Origin of the sequence: Aquihabitans sp. McL0605, assembly GCF_049993875.1 — a bacterium.
GTDB lineage: Bacteria > Actinomycetota > Acidimicrobiia > Acidimicrobiales > Iamiaceae > Aquihabitans.
Genome location: NZ_CP188252.1, coordinates 394587 through 408860, shown reverse-complemented (window position 1 = coordinate 408860; position 14274 = coordinate 394587). Strand labels below are relative to the sequence as shown.

17 protein-coding genes are annotated in these 14274 nt (G+C 71.9%); 14 read left to right on the top strand and 3 right to left on the bottom strand.

The features are described 5' to 3' along the window. Positions 1–52: 52 nt before the first annotated feature. Both trmD and ACPPVX_RS01860 read right to left on the bottom strand, forming a co-directional pair. A complete protein-coding gene (gene trmD, locus ACPPVX_RS01865; RefSeq protein ID WP_426573183.1) occupies positions 53–781 on the bottom strand; it encodes a tRNA (guanosine(37)-N1)-methyltransferase TrmD in 729 nt (242 codons plus the stop codon). 46 nt (positions 782–827) lie between these two features. Continuing rightward, entirely contained in the window at positions 828–1505 is a 678-nt protein-coding gene (locus ACPPVX_RS01860) for a TetR/AcrR family transcriptional regulator (RefSeq protein ID WP_426573182.1), read from the bottom strand. Positions 1506–1608: 103 nt separating this feature from the next. Here ACPPVX_RS01860 and ACPPVX_RS01855 point away from each other — a divergent pair, with 103 nt between their 5' ends. From ACPPVX_RS01855 to ACPPVX_RS01840, 4 genes are all read left to right on the top strand, one after another. Further along, positions 1609–3147, top strand: coding sequence for an MFS transporter (locus tag ACPPVX_RS01855; RefSeq protein ID WP_426573181.1), 1539 nt, complete (start codon positions 1609–1611; stop codon positions 3145–3147). Positions 3148–3258: 111 nt separating this feature from the next. Beyond that, entirely contained in the window at positions 3259–3606 is a 348-nt protein-coding gene (rplS, locus tag ACPPVX_RS01850; protein WP_426573180.1) for a 50S ribosomal protein L19, read from the top strand. 123 nt (positions 3607–3729) lie between these two features. Further along, entirely contained in the window at positions 3730–4035 is a 306-nt protein-coding gene (locus ACPPVX_RS01845; RefSeq protein ID WP_426573179.1) for a DUF2469 family protein, read from the top strand. Further along, positions 4032–4382, top strand: a complete 351-nt coding sequence (locus ACPPVX_RS01840; protein ID WP_426573178.1) for a YraN family protein — start codon at positions 4032–4034, stop codon at positions 4380–4382. Before ACPPVX_RS01845 ends, ACPPVX_RS01840 begins: the two co-directional genes overlap by 4 nt. Before the next feature lie 25 nt (positions 4383–4407). Here the strand turns inward: ACPPVX_RS01840 and ACPPVX_RS01835 are convergent, their stop codons facing one another. Beyond that, the gene (locus ACPPVX_RS01835) at positions 4408–4620 is read right to left on the bottom strand and encodes a hypothetical protein (protein ID WP_426573177.1); all 213 of its coding nucleotides are present in this window, start codon (positions 4618–4620) and stop codon (positions 4408–4410) included. A 162-nt stretch (positions 4621–4782) separates the two neighbouring features. Between ACPPVX_RS01835 and ACPPVX_RS01830 the strand changes: the two genes are divergently transcribed. The 10 genes from ACPPVX_RS01830 to frr all read left to right on the top strand — a co-directional run bounded on the left by ACPPVX_RS01830 (position 4783) and on the right by frr (position 14218). After that, positions 4783–5577 carry an enoyl-CoA hydratase/isomerase family protein gene (locus ACPPVX_RS01830; RefSeq protein WP_426573176.1) on the top strand — a complete coding sequence of 265 codons (795 nt, stop codon included), beginning with the start codon at positions 4783–4785 and terminating at the stop codon, positions 5575–5577. A 259-nt stretch (positions 5578–5836) separates the two neighbouring features. Further along, complete coding sequence (locus ACPPVX_RS01825) at positions 5837–7351, top strand: YifB family Mg chelatase-like AAA ATPase (protein WP_426573175.1); 1515 nt, start codon at positions 5837–5839, stop codon at positions 7349–7351. Beyond that, positions 7348–8568 carry a DNA-processing protein DprA gene (locus ACPPVX_RS01820; protein WP_426573174.1) on the top strand — a complete coding sequence of 407 codons (1221 nt, stop codon included), beginning with the start codon at positions 7348–7350 and terminating at the stop codon, positions 8566–8568. Before ACPPVX_RS01825 ends, ACPPVX_RS01820 begins: the two co-directional genes overlap by 4 nt. 60 nt (positions 8569–8628) lie before the next feature. Further along, positions 8629–9540: a tyrosine-type recombinase/integrase gene (locus ACPPVX_RS01815; RefSeq protein WP_426573173.1), complete on the top strand. Its 912-nt coding sequence runs from the start codon at positions 8629–8631 to the stop codon at positions 9538–9540. 21 nt (positions 9541–9561) lie between these two features. Beyond that, the gene (gene whiG, locus ACPPVX_RS01810; protein ID WP_426573172.1) at positions 9562–10326 is read left to right on the top strand and encodes an RNA polymerase sigma factor WhiG; all 765 of its coding nucleotides are present in this window, start codon (positions 9562–9564) and stop codon (positions 10324–10326) included. A 26-nt stretch (positions 10327–10352) separates the two neighbouring features. After that, positions 10353–10916: a murein hydrolase activator EnvC family protein gene (locus ACPPVX_RS01805; protein WP_426573171.1), complete on the top strand. Its 564-nt coding sequence runs from the start codon at positions 10353–10355 to the stop codon at positions 10914–10916. A 192-nt stretch (positions 10917–11108) separates the two neighbouring features. Next, entirely contained in the window at positions 11109–12083 is a 975-nt protein-coding gene (gene rpsB, locus ACPPVX_RS01800; protein WP_426574975.1) for a 30S ribosomal protein S2, read from the top strand. Continuing rightward, positions 12076–12873 carry a translation elongation factor Ts gene (gene tsf / locus ACPPVX_RS01795; RefSeq protein ID WP_426573170.1) on the top strand — a complete coding sequence of 266 codons (798 nt, stop codon included), beginning with the start codon at positions 12076–12078 and terminating at the stop codon, positions 12871–12873. The genes rpsB and tsf overlap by 8 nt, the downstream gene beginning before the upstream one ends. Position 12874: 1 nt before the next feature. Further along, positions 12875–13627, top strand: a complete 753-nt coding sequence (gene pyrH / locus ACPPVX_RS01790; protein ID WP_426573169.1) for a UMP kinase — start codon at positions 12875–12877, stop codon at positions 13625–13627. 21 nt (positions 13628–13648) lie between these two features. After that, positions 13649–14218 carry a ribosome recycling factor gene (gene frr, locus ACPPVX_RS01785; RefSeq protein ID WP_426573168.1) on the top strand — a complete coding sequence of 190 codons (570 nt, stop codon included), beginning with the start codon at positions 13649–13651 and terminating at the stop codon, positions 14216–14218. Positions 14219–14274: the final 56 nt, after the last annotated feature.

The following is a 14274-nucleotide window of genomic DNA, read 5'->3' as shown; positions in this document are numbered from 1 at the left end:
AGAACCTGGTCGTGGAGGCACGGAACGGCACTGTCCTCGCCGGTGAGGCGCCTCAGCCGGGCGAGAGGTCGAACTCGGCGAGGACCTTCTGGTCGGCTTCGGTGAGCCCGCCGCGTGCCTCGATGAGGTCGGGCCGGTCGCGCACCGTTCGGGCCAGGGCTTGGGCGCGCCGCCAGCGGGCGATGCGGCCGTGATCGCCGGAGCGGAGGACCTCGGGGACGTCCCAGCCCCGGAACGTGGCCGGGCGGGTGTAGTGGGGGTACTCGAGCAGGCCGTCGCTGAACGACTCCTCGTCGGCCGAGGTGGTGTTGCCCATCACCCCGGGCACGAGCCGGCCCACCGCCTCGAGCACCACCAGCGCCGCCACCTCGCCACCGGCCAGCACGTAGTCGCCGATGGAGATCTCACCGTCCACGAGGTGATCGACCACCCGGGCATCGACGCCCTCGTAGCGCCCGCACAGCAGGCTGAAGCCGTCGCCCGCGGCGAGCTCCCGAGCGAAGGCCTGGTCGAGCGTCCGGCCGCCGGGGCCCATCAGAAAGAGCGGCCGCGGCGGATCGACCGCCTCGACGGCGGCGAACACGGGCTCGGCCATGAGCACCATCCCGGCCCCACCGCCGAACGGCGAGTCGTCGACCGTGCGGTGCGGATCGGTGGTCTCGGCGCGCAGGTCGTGGGCCCGGACGTCGAGCACGCCCTTGTCTCGGGCCTTGCCGAGCAGCGCCTGGGAGGCGAACCCCTCGATCAGGTCGGGGAAGATCGTGAAGACGTCGACGCGCACCGCGCCAGCGTGGCACAGCGGCGCCGATGGGCCGGCGGGCCGGCGGCTACGGGTTCACGACGTCGGCGATCCCGGGGATGCCCCGATCCGGAGCCATGCCGATGAGCAGGGTGTCGACGAGGGCGTCGAAGTGGGCGTCGGTGTCGTCGACGAAGCAGATCGACCGGAGCTCGAGCGAGACGGCACCGTGGAGGCTGGCCCACAGGCGCTGGGCCACCTCGGCGGGGCTGCCGCCCACCAGGGCGCCGGCGCGCTGCGCCTGGGCGACGAGGTCGACGAGGGCGTTGAAGGAGCGCCCGGCCACCTCGAGCGCGGCGTCGGTGGGCTCGAAGTCGGCGGCGGCCCGGTCGAACATCAGCGAGTAGGTGCCGGGGGAGCGGGTGGCGAACGACCGGTACGAGCGGGCGCAGGTCCGCAGCCGGTCGAGCGCTTCGGCAGCCGAAGGGTCGCCGCCGATCAGGTCGGTGGCGCCCGTGTGGCCGTGGAGCTCCTCGAACCCGCGGGTGAACAGCGCCTCGAGGACGCCGGCCTTGTCGCCGAAGCGGTTGTAGATCGACATGGGCGCCACGTGCGCGTCGGTGGCGAGCTTCCGGATGGTGAGCGCGGCGGGGCCGGCGTCGGCCACCAGCCGCTCGGCGGCGTCGAGCACCGCGGCCTCGACCTCGGCCGCCGGGGTGCGCCCCGAGGTGGCCGAGGGAGCGGGGGTTGGTGTGCGAGGTGTCACGTTGACGACTCCATAACACTGTTCTACAACTGTGGAACAGTGATCTACAAGGCAGGGAACCATGACGGCACCAGCAACTGAACCACAGCACGACCGCCGGTGGATGATCCTCGCGGTGCTCTGCCTGTCCGTCTTCTTGGTGGTGGTCGACAACACCATCGTCAACGTGGCGCTGGTGACGTTCTCCCGTGACCTCGGTGCCAGCACCAGCCAGCTGCAGTGGATCGTCGACGCCTACTCGCTGGTGTTCGCGGGGCTCCTGCTCGCCGCCGGCAGCCTGGGCGACCGGCGGGGACGGAAGGGCACCATGCAGGTGGGCCTGCTCCTGTTCGCCGCCACATCGGTGCTCGCGGCGCTGTCCGGCTCGGCCGAGCAGCTCATCGCCGCCCGCGCCGCGATGGGCATCGGCGCCGCCCTGATCTTCCCGGCCACGCTCGCCATCCTCATCAACGTCTTCCACGAGCCCGTCGAGCGGGCCAAGGCCATCGGCGCCTGGTCGGGCGTGACCGGCCTCGCCGTAGCGCTCGGTCCGCTCGCGGGCGGGTTCCTCCTCGAGCACTTCTGGTGGGGCTCGATCTTCCTGGTCAACCTGCCGATCGTCGCCATCGCCCTGCTGGCGGGCTGGAAGCTGATCCCGACCTCACGGGACCGCCACGCCGGCCGGCCCGACCCCGTCGGCATCGTGGTCTCGATCGCCATGATCTCCCTGCTGGTGTGGACGGTCATCGAGGCGCCCGACAACGGTTGGACCTCCACCGTCACGCTCGCCGGCTTCGCTGGGGCCGCGGCCCTGCTCACCGGCTTCGTGCTCTGGGAGCGGCGCCGGGTCGACCCGATGCTCGACGTCTCGGTCTTCTCCAACGCCCGGTTCTCGGCAGCCAGCCTGGCGGTGGCCACCGCCTTCTTCGGCCTGTTCGGCTTCATCTTCCTGGTGACCCAGTACTTCCAGGTGGTGCGGGGCTACAACACCCTGTCGGCCGGCGTGCACACGCTGCCCTTCGCCGTCACCGCTGCGATCATCTCGCCGATCAGCGCCCGGCTGGCCCTGCGGTTCGGCACCAAGCTCATCGTGGGCCTCGGCCTGCTCTCGATGAGCGCCGGCTTCCTCGCCGCCTCGTTCCTCGACGGCGGCTCCAGCTACTGGACGGCCGTCGTGCCGTCGATGGTCCTCATGGCGGGCGGCCTCGCCCTGACCACGGCTCCGGCCACCGAGGCCATCATGGGCTCGCTCCCGGTCGACAAGGCCGGCGTCGGCTCGGCGGTCAACGACACCACCAGGGAGATCGGCGGCACCCTCGGCGTCGCCGTCGTCGGTTCGGTCTTCTCCTCGCTCTACGGACCGCAGGTGGCCGCTGCGCTGACCAAGCTCGGCGTCCCGGCCGAGCCCGTGGGGATCGCCCGCGAGTCGGTGGTGGCGGCCATGGAGGTGGCCAAGCGAGCACCCGGGTTCGCCCGCCAGCCCATCTTGGACGCCGCCTCCGATGCCTTCCTGCACGGCATGGCGGCGGGGTGCCGGGTGGCCGGCCTGGCCACCCTGGTGGGTGCGGCCATCGCGTTCGCCGCCCTTCCGGCCCGCGCCGAGGCGGTCGTCGGCGACGGTGCCGCCCTGGCTGCGGCCCCCCAGCCGGTGCCCGCCACCTGACCTGGCCGTTCCCCGGTTGGCCTCGACGGGGTCCGGCCGTCTAGCGTTGCCTCCTGCTGTGTGCGCCCCTGCGGCGCCCCCCATTCGCTCGTTTCCCAGGATCAGAGTCCTATGAAGACCACCGATGTCATCGATCAAGCCAGCCTCCGCACCGACGTGCCGGACTTCGCCCCTGGCGACACGCTGAAGGTGCACGTCCGGGTGGTCGAGGGCAGCAAGGAGCGCCTCCAGGTGTTCCAGGGCGTCGTCATCCGCCGCCAGAACGGTGGGATCCACGAGACCTTCACCGTCCGCAAGCTCTCCTACGGCGTCGGCGTCGAGCGCACCTTCCCGGTGCACTCGCCCATCATCGACAAGATCGAGGTCTTCACCCGGGGCGACGTGCGCCGGGCGAAGCTGTACTACCTGCGCGATCGCGTCGGCAAGGCCGCCAAGGTCAAGGAGAAGCGCGACTTCTAGTCGCGCCGGGGCGGCCCGCTGCCGCCCGCGCTCCAGCCCGGTTGTCACTGCACGGGCGTACGATGCCCTCGTGATCCTCACGTCCCCAGCCCCGGCTCCCCGCACCCCGTTTGGGAGTGCGTCGTGAGCGCCGACGACCTGGAGCAGTACGAGGCCGAGATCGAGCACCAGCTCTTCCAGGAGTACCGAGACGTGTCGCCCACGTTCCAGTACGTGGTGGAGACCGAGCGCCGCTTCTACCTCGCCAACGCGGTCGAGCACACCGTCCACACCGACGGTGGCCGCACCCGCATCGAGCTGCTCATGACCGACGCCTGGGTGTGGGACATGTACCGCCAGACCAAGATGCGGTTCGTGCCGCAGGTCCGGGTCGTCACGTTCAAGGACGTGAACATCGAAGAGCTCCCCAAGCCCGATCTCGAGCTGTGACCGCGGCCCGCCTCCGGCTGGGGGCGGTGGGCGAGGACCGGGCAGCCGCCTGGTACCGGGCCGAGGGCTACTCGATCATCGAGCGCAACTGGCGCTGCCGTGACGGGGAGATCGATCTGATCTGCGCCCAGGGCCGCACCCTCGTGGTCTGCGAGGTCAAGACCCGTTCGTCGCTGGCCTACGGCCATCCGGCCGAGGCGGTGACCCCCACGAAGCAGCGGCGGATCCGCGGCCTGGCGGCGCGCTGGCTCGCCGAGGCCGACGTGCCGTTCCGGCCCGACGGCATCCGGTTCGACGTGGCCGCGGTGCTCCCCGGCGAGGTCGACGTGATCCAAGCGGCGTTCTGACGCCGCCCCCGCCCGAGCGCCCGCGTCAGCGGATGCGGCCGGGGCGGCGCTTGGCCCGGTGCTCCCAGCACCCGTGGTGCCAGTGCCGACGATCGTCGGGCACCGCGGTGGGGACCGCCACCACGTGGCCCGTGCCCCGAGCGATGTCCTGGTGGCACCCCGGGCAGAGGTACACCTTCAGCGCTTGGTACGGCTGGATGCGACGGACCTCGACCTCGTCGTCGGCGTAGGCCCACATCAGCCGAGGAACGCCCAGGCCAGCAGCAGCGCGCACACGACGATGGCACCCACGACCATGGCGTAGTCCGCCGGTCCCTTGCGCATCTTGCGGTGCGGGTTGAAGCCCATGCCGACCACGATACGGGCGGGGGTGCGTGCGATCACACCTAGGGTTCCCGGCATGCCCGGCAACCACCCCCGCCCCGACGACTCCGACGGCATCCGCATCTCGCTCCACGAGGGCGTCGCCACGCTCACGCTGGTGAACCCGCGCCGCAAGAACGCCATCACCAACGCCATGTGGGGCGAGCTGGCGCTCGCGTTCCGGTGGGCCGGCGCCGACGACGACGTGCGCGTGCTCGTGATCACCGGTGAGGGCGACGAGTTCTGCTCCGGCGCCGATCTGAGCGATGCGCCCGACGTGCACTGGCTCGACCACCTCAACTACATCAACGAGGGCTGCCTGGCCCTGCACGCCATGGCCTGCCCCACCATCGCCCGCGTGGACGGCATCGCCGCCGGTGCCGGCATGAACCTGGCCCTGGGCTGCGATCTCGTGATCGCGTCCGACCGGGCCCGGTTCTGCGAGATCTTCTCCCGCCGCGGCCTCTCGATCGACTACGGCGGCTCGTGGCTGCTCCCGCAGCGCGTCGGCCTCCACAAGGCCAAGGAGCTGGCCCTGCTCGCGCCCATGCTCGACGCGGCCGAAGCCGAGCGCATCGGCCTGGTCAACAAGATGGTGCCGGCCGACGAGCTCGATGCCGCCGTGGCCGCCTGGGCCGTCCAGCTCGCCGCCGGCCCGCCGATCGCTCTGGCCCAGACGAAGGCGCTGCTCGACCGGGCCGCATCGACCACGCTCCCCGAGGCCGTCGCCGCCGAGGCCGCGGCTCAGACGGTGAACTTCGGCACCGCCGACACCGCCGAGGCGCTCCGGGCGTTCGTCCAGAAGCGGGAGCCGAAGTACACCGGACGCTGACCCCGGGACTCGGCTCGGTCGAGTGCTCGACCGCAGGCCTCGTTCGGTCGAGTGCTCGACCGCAGGCCTCGTTCGGGTCGGCTGCTCATCGGGCGCACCGGGCCCCGCTGTCACCACCCCTCGGTAGGTTGCCCTCGCCGTCCCTGCCACGGCCCCGCGAACCCTCGGCCCCAGCTGCCGCTCGCCCGTCCCGACGCCGACGCCACGGCCTCCTCATCGCCGTACACCGCCGTCCACCCGACGGCCGCGAGGAGCTCCCGTGGGTTTCGCAAGCATCCGGTCCGCCATCGTCATGGGGGTCGACGGCCACCGCATCTCGGTCGAGGTGCACTCGTCGCGCGGCATCCCCGGGCTCACCATCGTCGGCCTGCCCGACGCATCGTGCCGGGAGGCGCGGGACCGAGTGCGCGCCGCCGTCCTGGCATCAGGCATCAAGTGGCCCGACCAGCGCATCACCGTGAACCTGGCGCCGTCGTCCACCCGCAAGGTCGGCAGCGCCCTCGACCTGGCCATCGCCATCGGGGTGCTGGTCGCCTCCGGAGCGCTCGACGCTGCCCTCGTCCGTGAGCTGGGGTTCGTGGGGGAGCTGGGGCTCGACGGCACGGTTCGGCCCGTCCCCGGCGTCGTGCCCATCGTCGACGCCATCGGCACCGACACCGTGGTCGTGCCGGTCGACTGCGCAACCGACGCCGAGCTGGTCGAAGGCCCCTTCGTCCGCTCGGTGGCCACCCTGGCCGAGGTCCTGGGTGCGCTCACGGGCGAGGCCCCCTGGCCCGACCACGACCGGCCGCCGCGCCCCACGGGTGGCGCCGCCGAGCTCGACCTGCGAGACGTCCGCGGCCAGCCGGTCGTCCGCAAGGCGCTCGAGATCGCCGCCGCGGGCTCGCACCACCTCCTCATGGTCGGCCCTCCGGGGGCAGGCAAGACCATGCTGGCGAGCCGCCTCCCGGGCCTGCTGCCCGAGCTCGATCGCACCTCGGCGATGGAGGTCTCGCGGATCCACTCGGCGGCCGGGCAGTCGCTGAGCGGCGGGCTCATCCGGAGGCCTCCGCTGCGGGCGCCCCACCACAGCGCCACCCTGGTGGCGCTGATAGGCGGCGGCACCGATGCCATGCGGCCCGGAGAGGTGAGCCTGGCGCACGCCGGGGTGCTCTTCCTGGATGAGCTCGCCGAGTTCCCGCCCACCGTGCTCGACGCCCTCCGCCAGCCGCTCGAGGAGGGCGTCATCCGGGTCAGCCGCGCCCGGTTCTCGGCCAAGCTTCCAGCTCGGGTCCTGCTGGTGGCCGCGATGAACCCGTGCCCCTGCGGCGAGGCGGGCCGGCCCGGTGCGTGCCGGTGCCCCGATGGCGTGATGGCCCGCTACCACCGCCGCCTGTCGGGACCTCTGCTCGATCGGTTCGATCTGCGGATCGACGTGCTGCGGCCCGCCGTCGAGGAGCTCCTCGGGGGAGACCCGGGCGAGCCCACCGAGGCGGTCCGCGAGCGCGTGGCCGCAGCCCGGGATCGTGCGGTCCAGCGAGGTGTCCGGGCCAACGCGGAGCTGCGGGGGAGCGAGCTCGACACGTGGGCGCCGCTCGCACCCGACGCCCACGAGCTCCTGGCCGACGCTCTCGGCGGCGGCCGCTTGAGCGCACGGGGGCTCCACCGGGTGCGACGGGTGGCGCTCACCCTCGCCGACCTCGCCGGATGGGACGGTCCGCTCACCACCGCCCACGTGGGCACTGCGCTCCAGCTGCGGGCCGACGTCCGCCTCGGGGCGGGGGTGGTGGCATGAGCGCCGATCCACCTGCTCGCGTCGACGCCGAGCGCAGCGAGCGGGCGTGCCTGGTCGCCCTCGCATCGGTGGGTGGCATCGGTCCGGCCACGCTGCTCGCCTGCCTCACGACGGTGGGCGCGCCCGAGGCCTGGGCTGCCGTGCGTGCGGGGGCCAGCCTCGAGATCGGGCCGCTGGCCGACGCAGCTCGGCGGCTCGACGCGGCCACGGGTGCCCGGCAGTTGGCCGCTGCCGCCGCCCGTCTCGACCCGGAGTCGGTCCTCGCCCGGCACGAGGCTGCCGGCCAGCAGGTGGTCGTGTTCGGCCGGCGCGGCTATCCCGCCCGGCTCGAGGGCGATCCGTCGCCCCCGGCGGTCCTGTTCGCCGAGGGCAGCCTCGAGGCGCTCACCGGCCCCACCGTCGCCGTCGTGGGCACGCGCAACGCCACCCGGCTCGGGTGCGACACCGCCTCCCTGCTCGCGATCGGGTTGGTGGATGCGGGGGTCTCCGTGGTCTCGGGCCTGGCCCTCGGGATCGACGGCGCCGCCCACCAGGCCGTGATCGAGGCGACGGCCGGCGCCGGCGACGATGGGATCGGACGACCCATCGGCGTCGTGGCCAGCGGCCTCGATCGCCCGTACCCGCGCCGACACCAGCTGCTGCACCGACAGGTGACCGCTCGCGGTGCCGTCCTCACCGAGACGCCCATCGGCACCGCGCCGCTGCCGTGGCGGTTCCCCGCTCGCAACCGCATCATCGCCGGGATCTCCGACGCGGTGATCGTGGTGGAGTCGCGGTCGGCCGGCGGTTCGATGCTCACCGCGGCCGAGGCCCTGGCTCGCGACGTCCCGGTCCTCGCCGTGCCCGGTCACCCCACCGCGGCGGCATCGGCGGGAGCGCTCGACCTGATCTTCGACGGCGCCGCCCCGGTCCGAGACGTCGACGACGTGCTGGTGGCGATCGGTCGGGGTGGCCAGAAGCTCGGGCGACGCGACCCGCCCCCGTCCGGTGGCGCAGCCGAGTCCGTCCTCACCGCCGAAGCCACCCGGGTCCTCGACGATCTGACCGCCAACCCCCGCACGCTGGGCGAGCTGGTGGCGTCCCGTGCCGCCGATCTCGAGGTGGTGGCGGGTGCCCTGGTCGAGCTCGAGCAGCGGGGCCTGGTGGCCAGATCGGGCCCGTGGTTCGAGCGGATCGGGCCGTCTGGGCGCCCTGGCCAGCAGGGTTCGCGGCCATGATCGCTTCCGTAGTTGCCCCATCACCCTTCGCGGTCATCCCCAGACCGATAGCCTGTCGCCGTGAGCTGGGACGTGGAGGGGTTCTTGGCGTCGTTGACGGCGGCGGCACCGGCCACCACCAGCGCGTACCGGTCCGACCTGGTCGACTTCACCCGCTGGGCCCGCTCGATCGACCTCACCGAGCCCGATCAGGTCACCCGCCGGGTCCTGCGCCGGTACTTGGCCGATCTCACCGAGCGTCCGGTCGCACCGCGCACCCTCGCCCGCCGGGCCTCGGCCCTGCGCCGCTACTTCGGCTGGCAGGTGCGCACCGGCCGCCTGGTTGCCGATCCCACGCTCGGGCTCCGGGCGCCCCGAGGCACCGGTCGGCTCCCCAAGATCCTGCACGAGGAGCAGCTCCACGAGCTCCTCGATGCCCCACCGGCCCGAGCGGGTGTGGCGGCGCAGGGGGAGACGGCCGCCGATCCGCTCCAGCGCGCCCGAGACCTTCGAGACCAGGCGCTGCTCGAGGTCCTCTACGGCAGCGGCCTGCGCGTGTCGGAGCTCTGCGGCATGCGCACCCCCGACACCGATCTGCTCGGCCGGCGGGTCACCGTGTGGGGCAAGGGCTCGAAGCAGCGCATGGTGCCGCTCAGCGAACCGTCGGTGCAGGCCCTCGCCGCCTGGCTCCACGACGGCCGCCCGCTGATGGCCAGCGACGCCCGGGTGGGCGACCTGATCTTCGTGAACCAGCGAGGCAACCCGCTCACTCCCCGCGATGTGCGCCGCGTGATCGACCGCAGATCGGTCGAGCCCACGCACCCGCACGCGCTCCGTCACACCTTCGCCACTCACTTGCTCGACGGTGGGGCCGATCTTCGAAGTGTGCAAGAACTGCTCGGACACGAGGATCTGGCCACCACGCAGATCTACACGCACATCAGCAGGGAGCGTCTGCGCGACGTGTTCGAGCGGACCCACCCGCGTGCGTAGCGCCCCCGGCGGAGCCGTCCGATGAGCGCCGACCAGGTCACCGAGCTCTGGTCGAGCTACCACGACGCGCCCACGCGCGTGGCGAGGGACCGGCTGATCCTGCACTACTCGCCGCTCGTCAAGTACGTGGCGGGTCGCGTCGCGGTCGGCCTGCCGCAGAACGTCGAGCAGTCCGATCTGGTCAGCTACGGCATCTTCGGACTCATCGACGCCATCGAGAAGTTCGACCCGGCGCGGGGGTTCAAGTTCGAGACGTACGCCATCGCTCGCATCAAGGGAGCCATCCTCGACGAGCTGCGCTCGATCGACTGGGTGCCGCGCTCGGTGCGGGCCAAGGGGCGCGCCGTCGAGCGGGCGTTCTCCAAGCTCGAGGCTCGGCTCAAGCGGTCGCCCACCGAGGCCGAGCTGGCTGCGGAGCTCGACATGTCCGACGGCCAGCTCCAATCCGTGCTCGGCCAGCTCTCGCTCACCGGCGTGGCCGCGCTCGACGAGATGCTCGGCGACCGAGGCGACTCCACCACCCTCGGCGACACCATCCCGGACAGCGGCGACGGGCCGGGCGCGCTCCTGGAGCGCAGCGAGCTCCGGGGTCAGCTGGCCGAGGCCATCGAACGGATGCCGGAGCGGGAGAAGGTGGTCCTCACCCTCTACTACTTCGAGAACCTGACCCTGGCCCAGATCGGCGAGGTCCTCGGGGTCACCGAGAGCCGCGTGAGCCAGATCCACACCAAGTCGGTCCTCCAGCTCCGAAGCCGCCTCCAAGCGGCCCAGCGCGAACCGGCCTGACCGCCGCGCTGGCGGCGCTCGCCGCCGTGCTGCTCTGGGCCTCGCCCGCCGGCGCCGCCGCTGCTCCGGGCGCTCCGACGGGCCGGCCGCGCTACCAGCCGCCCACCAGCGGCCAGGTGGTCGACCCGTTCCGCCCGCCCCCGCAGCCCTGGCTCCCGGGCAACCGGGGGATCGAATACGCCACGGCGCCAGGCTCCGAGGTCACCGCCATCGGTCCCGGCCGGGTGGCCTTCGCCGGGCCGGTGGCGGGTCGCCTGGTGGTCACGGTGCTCCACCCCGACGGGCTGCGCTCGTCGTACGTCGGGCTGGGATCCATCGCAGTGAGGTCGGGCGACCCGATCGCCGTCGGCCAGGCGGTGGGACGCGCCAACGGCCGGCTGCACCTGGGCGTCCGCCGCGGCGACGCATACCTCGACCCGGCATCGTTGTGGGGGCACCCGGTGGGCGGCGGCCGGGCGGTCCTCGTGCCGCTCGAACCATCCGGGACGCGCCGGTCGGGTGGCGACCCTCCGCAGGTGGGCGGCCGGGGGAGCAGCCCTCCCACCGGGGTCGGTCTGCTCGCCCGGATCTTCATCCGGCCAGCGCCGTGACCTCGTCACCTTTGGCTCGCGGGCTGGTCGTCGCTACACTCGTCGACCGGCCCATCAACCGGTGGACCACCAGCTACCCGCTTGCCTGGCTCCTTCCAACGGTCGCCTCTGGGAACACTCCCCGTGGCGCTTGGAACCAGGTCCTTCAAAACCGTTGGAGAGGAGAGGTCCGTGACGGAACCCGTCGTGACCATGAAGCAGCTGCTCGAGGCCCGAGTCCACTTCGGCCACCAGACCCGCCGCTGGAACCCCAAGATGAAGCGCTTCATCTTCGGCGAGCGCAACGGCATCTACATCATCGATCTCGAGCAGACGCTCAAGCGCCTCGAGACCGCCTACACCTACGTCCGCGACACCGTCGCCGACGGCGGCAGCATCCTGTTCGTCGGCACCAAGAAGCAGGCCCAGGACCCGATCCAGTCGTACGCCGAGAAGTGCGGCATGCCGTACATCAACGAGCGCTGGCTGGGCGGCATGCTCACCAACTTCGAGACCATGTCCAAGCGCGTCGCCAAGATGGGCGAGTACCGCCGCATGCGCGACTCGGGCGAGTTCGAGGCCATGCCCAAGAAGGAAGCCCTCTTGATCAGCCGTGAGCTGACCAAGCTCGAGCGCAACCTCGGCGGCATCGCCCAGATGGAGAAGCTGCCGTCCGCGGTGTTCATCCTCGACACCAAGGAAGAGCACATCGCGGTCACCGAGGCCAACAAGCTCGGCCTCCCGATCGTCGCCGTCGTCGACACCAACTGCGACCCCGACATCATCCAGTACGTCATCCCGGGCAACGACGACGCCATCCGCTCCGGCGCCCTCATGTGCCGCGTGATCGCCGACGCGGTCGAAGAAGGCCGCCTCATCGCCTCCAAGCGCCCCGGTGCGGTCCAGCCGCCCAAGGCCCGCAGCAGCGAGGAAGAGGCCGCCGTCGCCGCCCAGCAGGCCGAGGCCCGTCGCCAGGCTGCTGCCGCCGCCGCCGAGCGCGAGGCCCGCATTGCGGCCCAGCAGGCCGCCCCGCAGCCCGCTGCCGAGGTCGTCGAGACCCCGGAGGCCACCCCCGCTGCCGAGACCGTCGCTGCCGAAGAGGCTCCCGTCGCCGAGGCCGCTCCCGCCACCACCGTGCCCACCACCGAGGGCACCGACCCGGTCGAGGAGACCACGCCCGATGCCTGATTTCACCGCCAAGGACGTCCAAGCCCTCCGCCAGTCCACCGGCGCCGGGATGATGGACGCCAAGAAGGCGCTCCAGGAGAACGCCGGCGACGCCGAGGCCGCAGCGAAGTGGCTGCGCGAGAAGGGCCTCGCCAAGTCGGCAGCCCGCGAGGACCGCGACAACAGCCAGGGCACCGTCGCCGTGTCGCTGGTCGACCGCGTCGCCGCCATCGCCCAGCTCAAGTGCGAGACCGACTTCGTCGCCAAGTCCGACCAGTTCTCCACGCTCGTCCAGGAGATCGCCACCATCGTGGCCATCGAGGGCGAAGCGGCTGCGTCGAAGAAGGATGAGGCCATCGACGACATGAAGCTGGTCCTCAAGGAGAACATCGAGCTCGGCCAGATCGTCCGCTTCGAGGCGGCCGACGGCAACGTGATCGACAGCTACGTCCACCGCCAGGACGGCCGGGGCGTGCTCGGCGTCATCGTCGAGCTCACCGGCGGCGGCACGGTGGAGCTGGCGCACGACATCGCCGTGCACATCGCCTTCTCCAAGCCGAAGTACCTCACCAACGACGAGGTCCCCGAGGCCGACGTGGCGGCCGAGCGCGAGACGCTCGCCTCCATCACCAAGGCCGAGGGCAAGCCCGAGGCCGCCATCGACAAGATCGTCGAAGGCCGCCTCGGGGCCTGGTTCAAGGACCAGGTCCTCATCGACCAGCCCTACGTCAAGGACGACAAGCAGACCATCGCCCAGCTGCTCGGTGGTGCATCCATCGTGCGGTTCGCCCAGGTCTCGATCGGCAGCTGACATGGCCGACGCCTCGCCGGGAAGCGGCCAGCCCGAGACCACCCCGCGGTGGCCACGGATCGTGCTCAAGCTCTCTGGCGAGGCGTTCGGCGGCGGCACCTACGGCATCGACGGCACCGTCGTCCGCCAGCTGGCCGAGGAGATCGTCTCGGCCCGGCGCATGGACGTCGACGTCGCCGTGGTCATCGGCGGGGGCAACATCTGGCGCGGCATGCACGGCGCCGGCGCGGGCATGGACCGCGCCCAGGCCGACTACATGGGCATGCTGGCCACGGTCATCAACGGCCTGGCCCTCCAGGACACCCTGGAGCAGCTCCACCAGCCCACGCGCGTGATGACGGCGCTCCACATGGAGCAGATCGCCGAGCCCTACATCCGCCGGCGGGCCCTGCGGCACCTCGAGAAGGGCCGCGTCGTCATCTTGGCCGGCGGCCTCGGCGCTCCGTTCTTCACCACCGACACGCCCGCCGCCCTGCGCGCCGCCGAGCTGTCGGCCGGTGCCGTGGTCAAGGGCACGCACGGTGGCGTCGACGGCGTCTACACCGCCGACCCCAAGCTCGACCCCACGGCCACGAAGCTCGATGAGATCACGTACATGGACGTGCTCAACCAGGGCCTCGGTGTCATGGACCCCACGTCCATCACCTTCTGCATGGACAACGGCCTCCCGATCGTCGTGTACGACGCGCTCACCGAGGGCAACCTCGGGCGTGTCCTCAACGGCGAGCGGGGAGTCGGTACCCTGGTCCGGTGACCTGCATTCCGTCAGCCAGCCATGAGTGACGAGATGGCGTCGATGGTGATCGACGACACCCGTGACCGGATGGCGCGCGCCGTCGATCGGGCCCGCGCGGAGTTCAGCTCCATCCGCACCGGTCGGGCCTCGCCCGCTCTCGTCGAGAAGATCCCCGTCGAGTACTACGGCTCCGACGTGCCGCTGCAGCAGCTGGCCGGGTTCAGCGTGCCCGAGGCACGCATGCTGGTCATCGCCCCGTTCGACAAGGGCGCCATGGCCGCCATCGAGAAGGCAATCCGCCAGTCCGACCTGGGCCTCAACCCCAGCAACGACGGCAACAACATCCGGCTCTCCTTCCCGCCGCTCACTGCCGAGCGCCGCAGGGAGTACGTGAAGATCGTCAAGGGCATGGCCGAGGACGGCCGGATCTCGGTGCGCAACCTGCGCCGGTCCGGCCGCCAGGAGCTGGAGGGCCTCGAGAAGGACGGCGACCTCTCCGAGGACGAGCTCACCCGGGCCGAGAAGGAGCTCGACAAGGTCACCCAGGCAGCTGAGGCGGCGATCGATGCCGCCTTGGCCCACAAGGAGCAGGAGTTGCTCGAAGACTGACCAGGGTGCGGGCTCGCTCGCACCAACGTTTTTCGCACAGCCGGCAGCGATCACCT

Bases quoted from the DNA above. Each gene is read 5' to 3' on its own strand.
- pyrH (WP_426573169.1), top strand. From the start codon at position 12,875: ATGGCCGACGCCTCGCCGGGAAGCGGCCAGCCCGAGACCACCCCGCGG.
- frr (WP_426573168.1), top strand. From the start codon at position 13,649: ATGAGTGACGAGATGGCGTCGATGGTGATCGACGACACCCGTGACCGG.
- rpsB (WP_426574975.1), top strand. From the start codon at position 11,109: ATGAAGCAGCTGCTCGAGGCCCGAGTCCACTTCGGCCACCAGACCCGC.
- rplS (WP_426573180.1), top strand. From the start codon at position 3,259: ATGAAGACCACCGATGTCATCGATCAAGCCAGCCTCCGCACCGACGTG.
- tsf (WP_426573170.1), top strand. From the start codon at position 12,076: ATGCCTGATTTCACCGCCAAGGACGTCCAAGCCCTCCGCCAGTCCACC.
- ACPPVX_RS01820 (WP_426573174.1), top strand. From the start codon at position 7,348: ATGAGCGCCGATCCACCTGCTCGCGTCGACGCCGAGCGCAGCGAGCGG.
- ACPPVX_RS01835 (WP_426573177.1), bottom strand. From the start codon at position 4,620: ATGTGGGCCTACGCCGACGACGAGGTCGAGGTCCGTCGCATCCAGCCG.
- whiG (WP_426573172.1), top strand. From the start codon at position 9,562: ATGAGCGCCGACCAGGTCACCGAGCTCTGGTCGAGCTACCACGACGCG.
- ACPPVX_RS01855 (WP_426573181.1), top strand. From the start codon at position 1,609: ATGATCCTCGCGGTGCTCTGCCTGTCCGTCTTCTTGGTGGTGGTCGAC.
- ACPPVX_RS01830 (WP_426573176.1), top strand. From the start codon at position 4,783: ATGCCCGGCAACCACCCCCGCCCCGACGACTCCGACGGCATCCGCATC.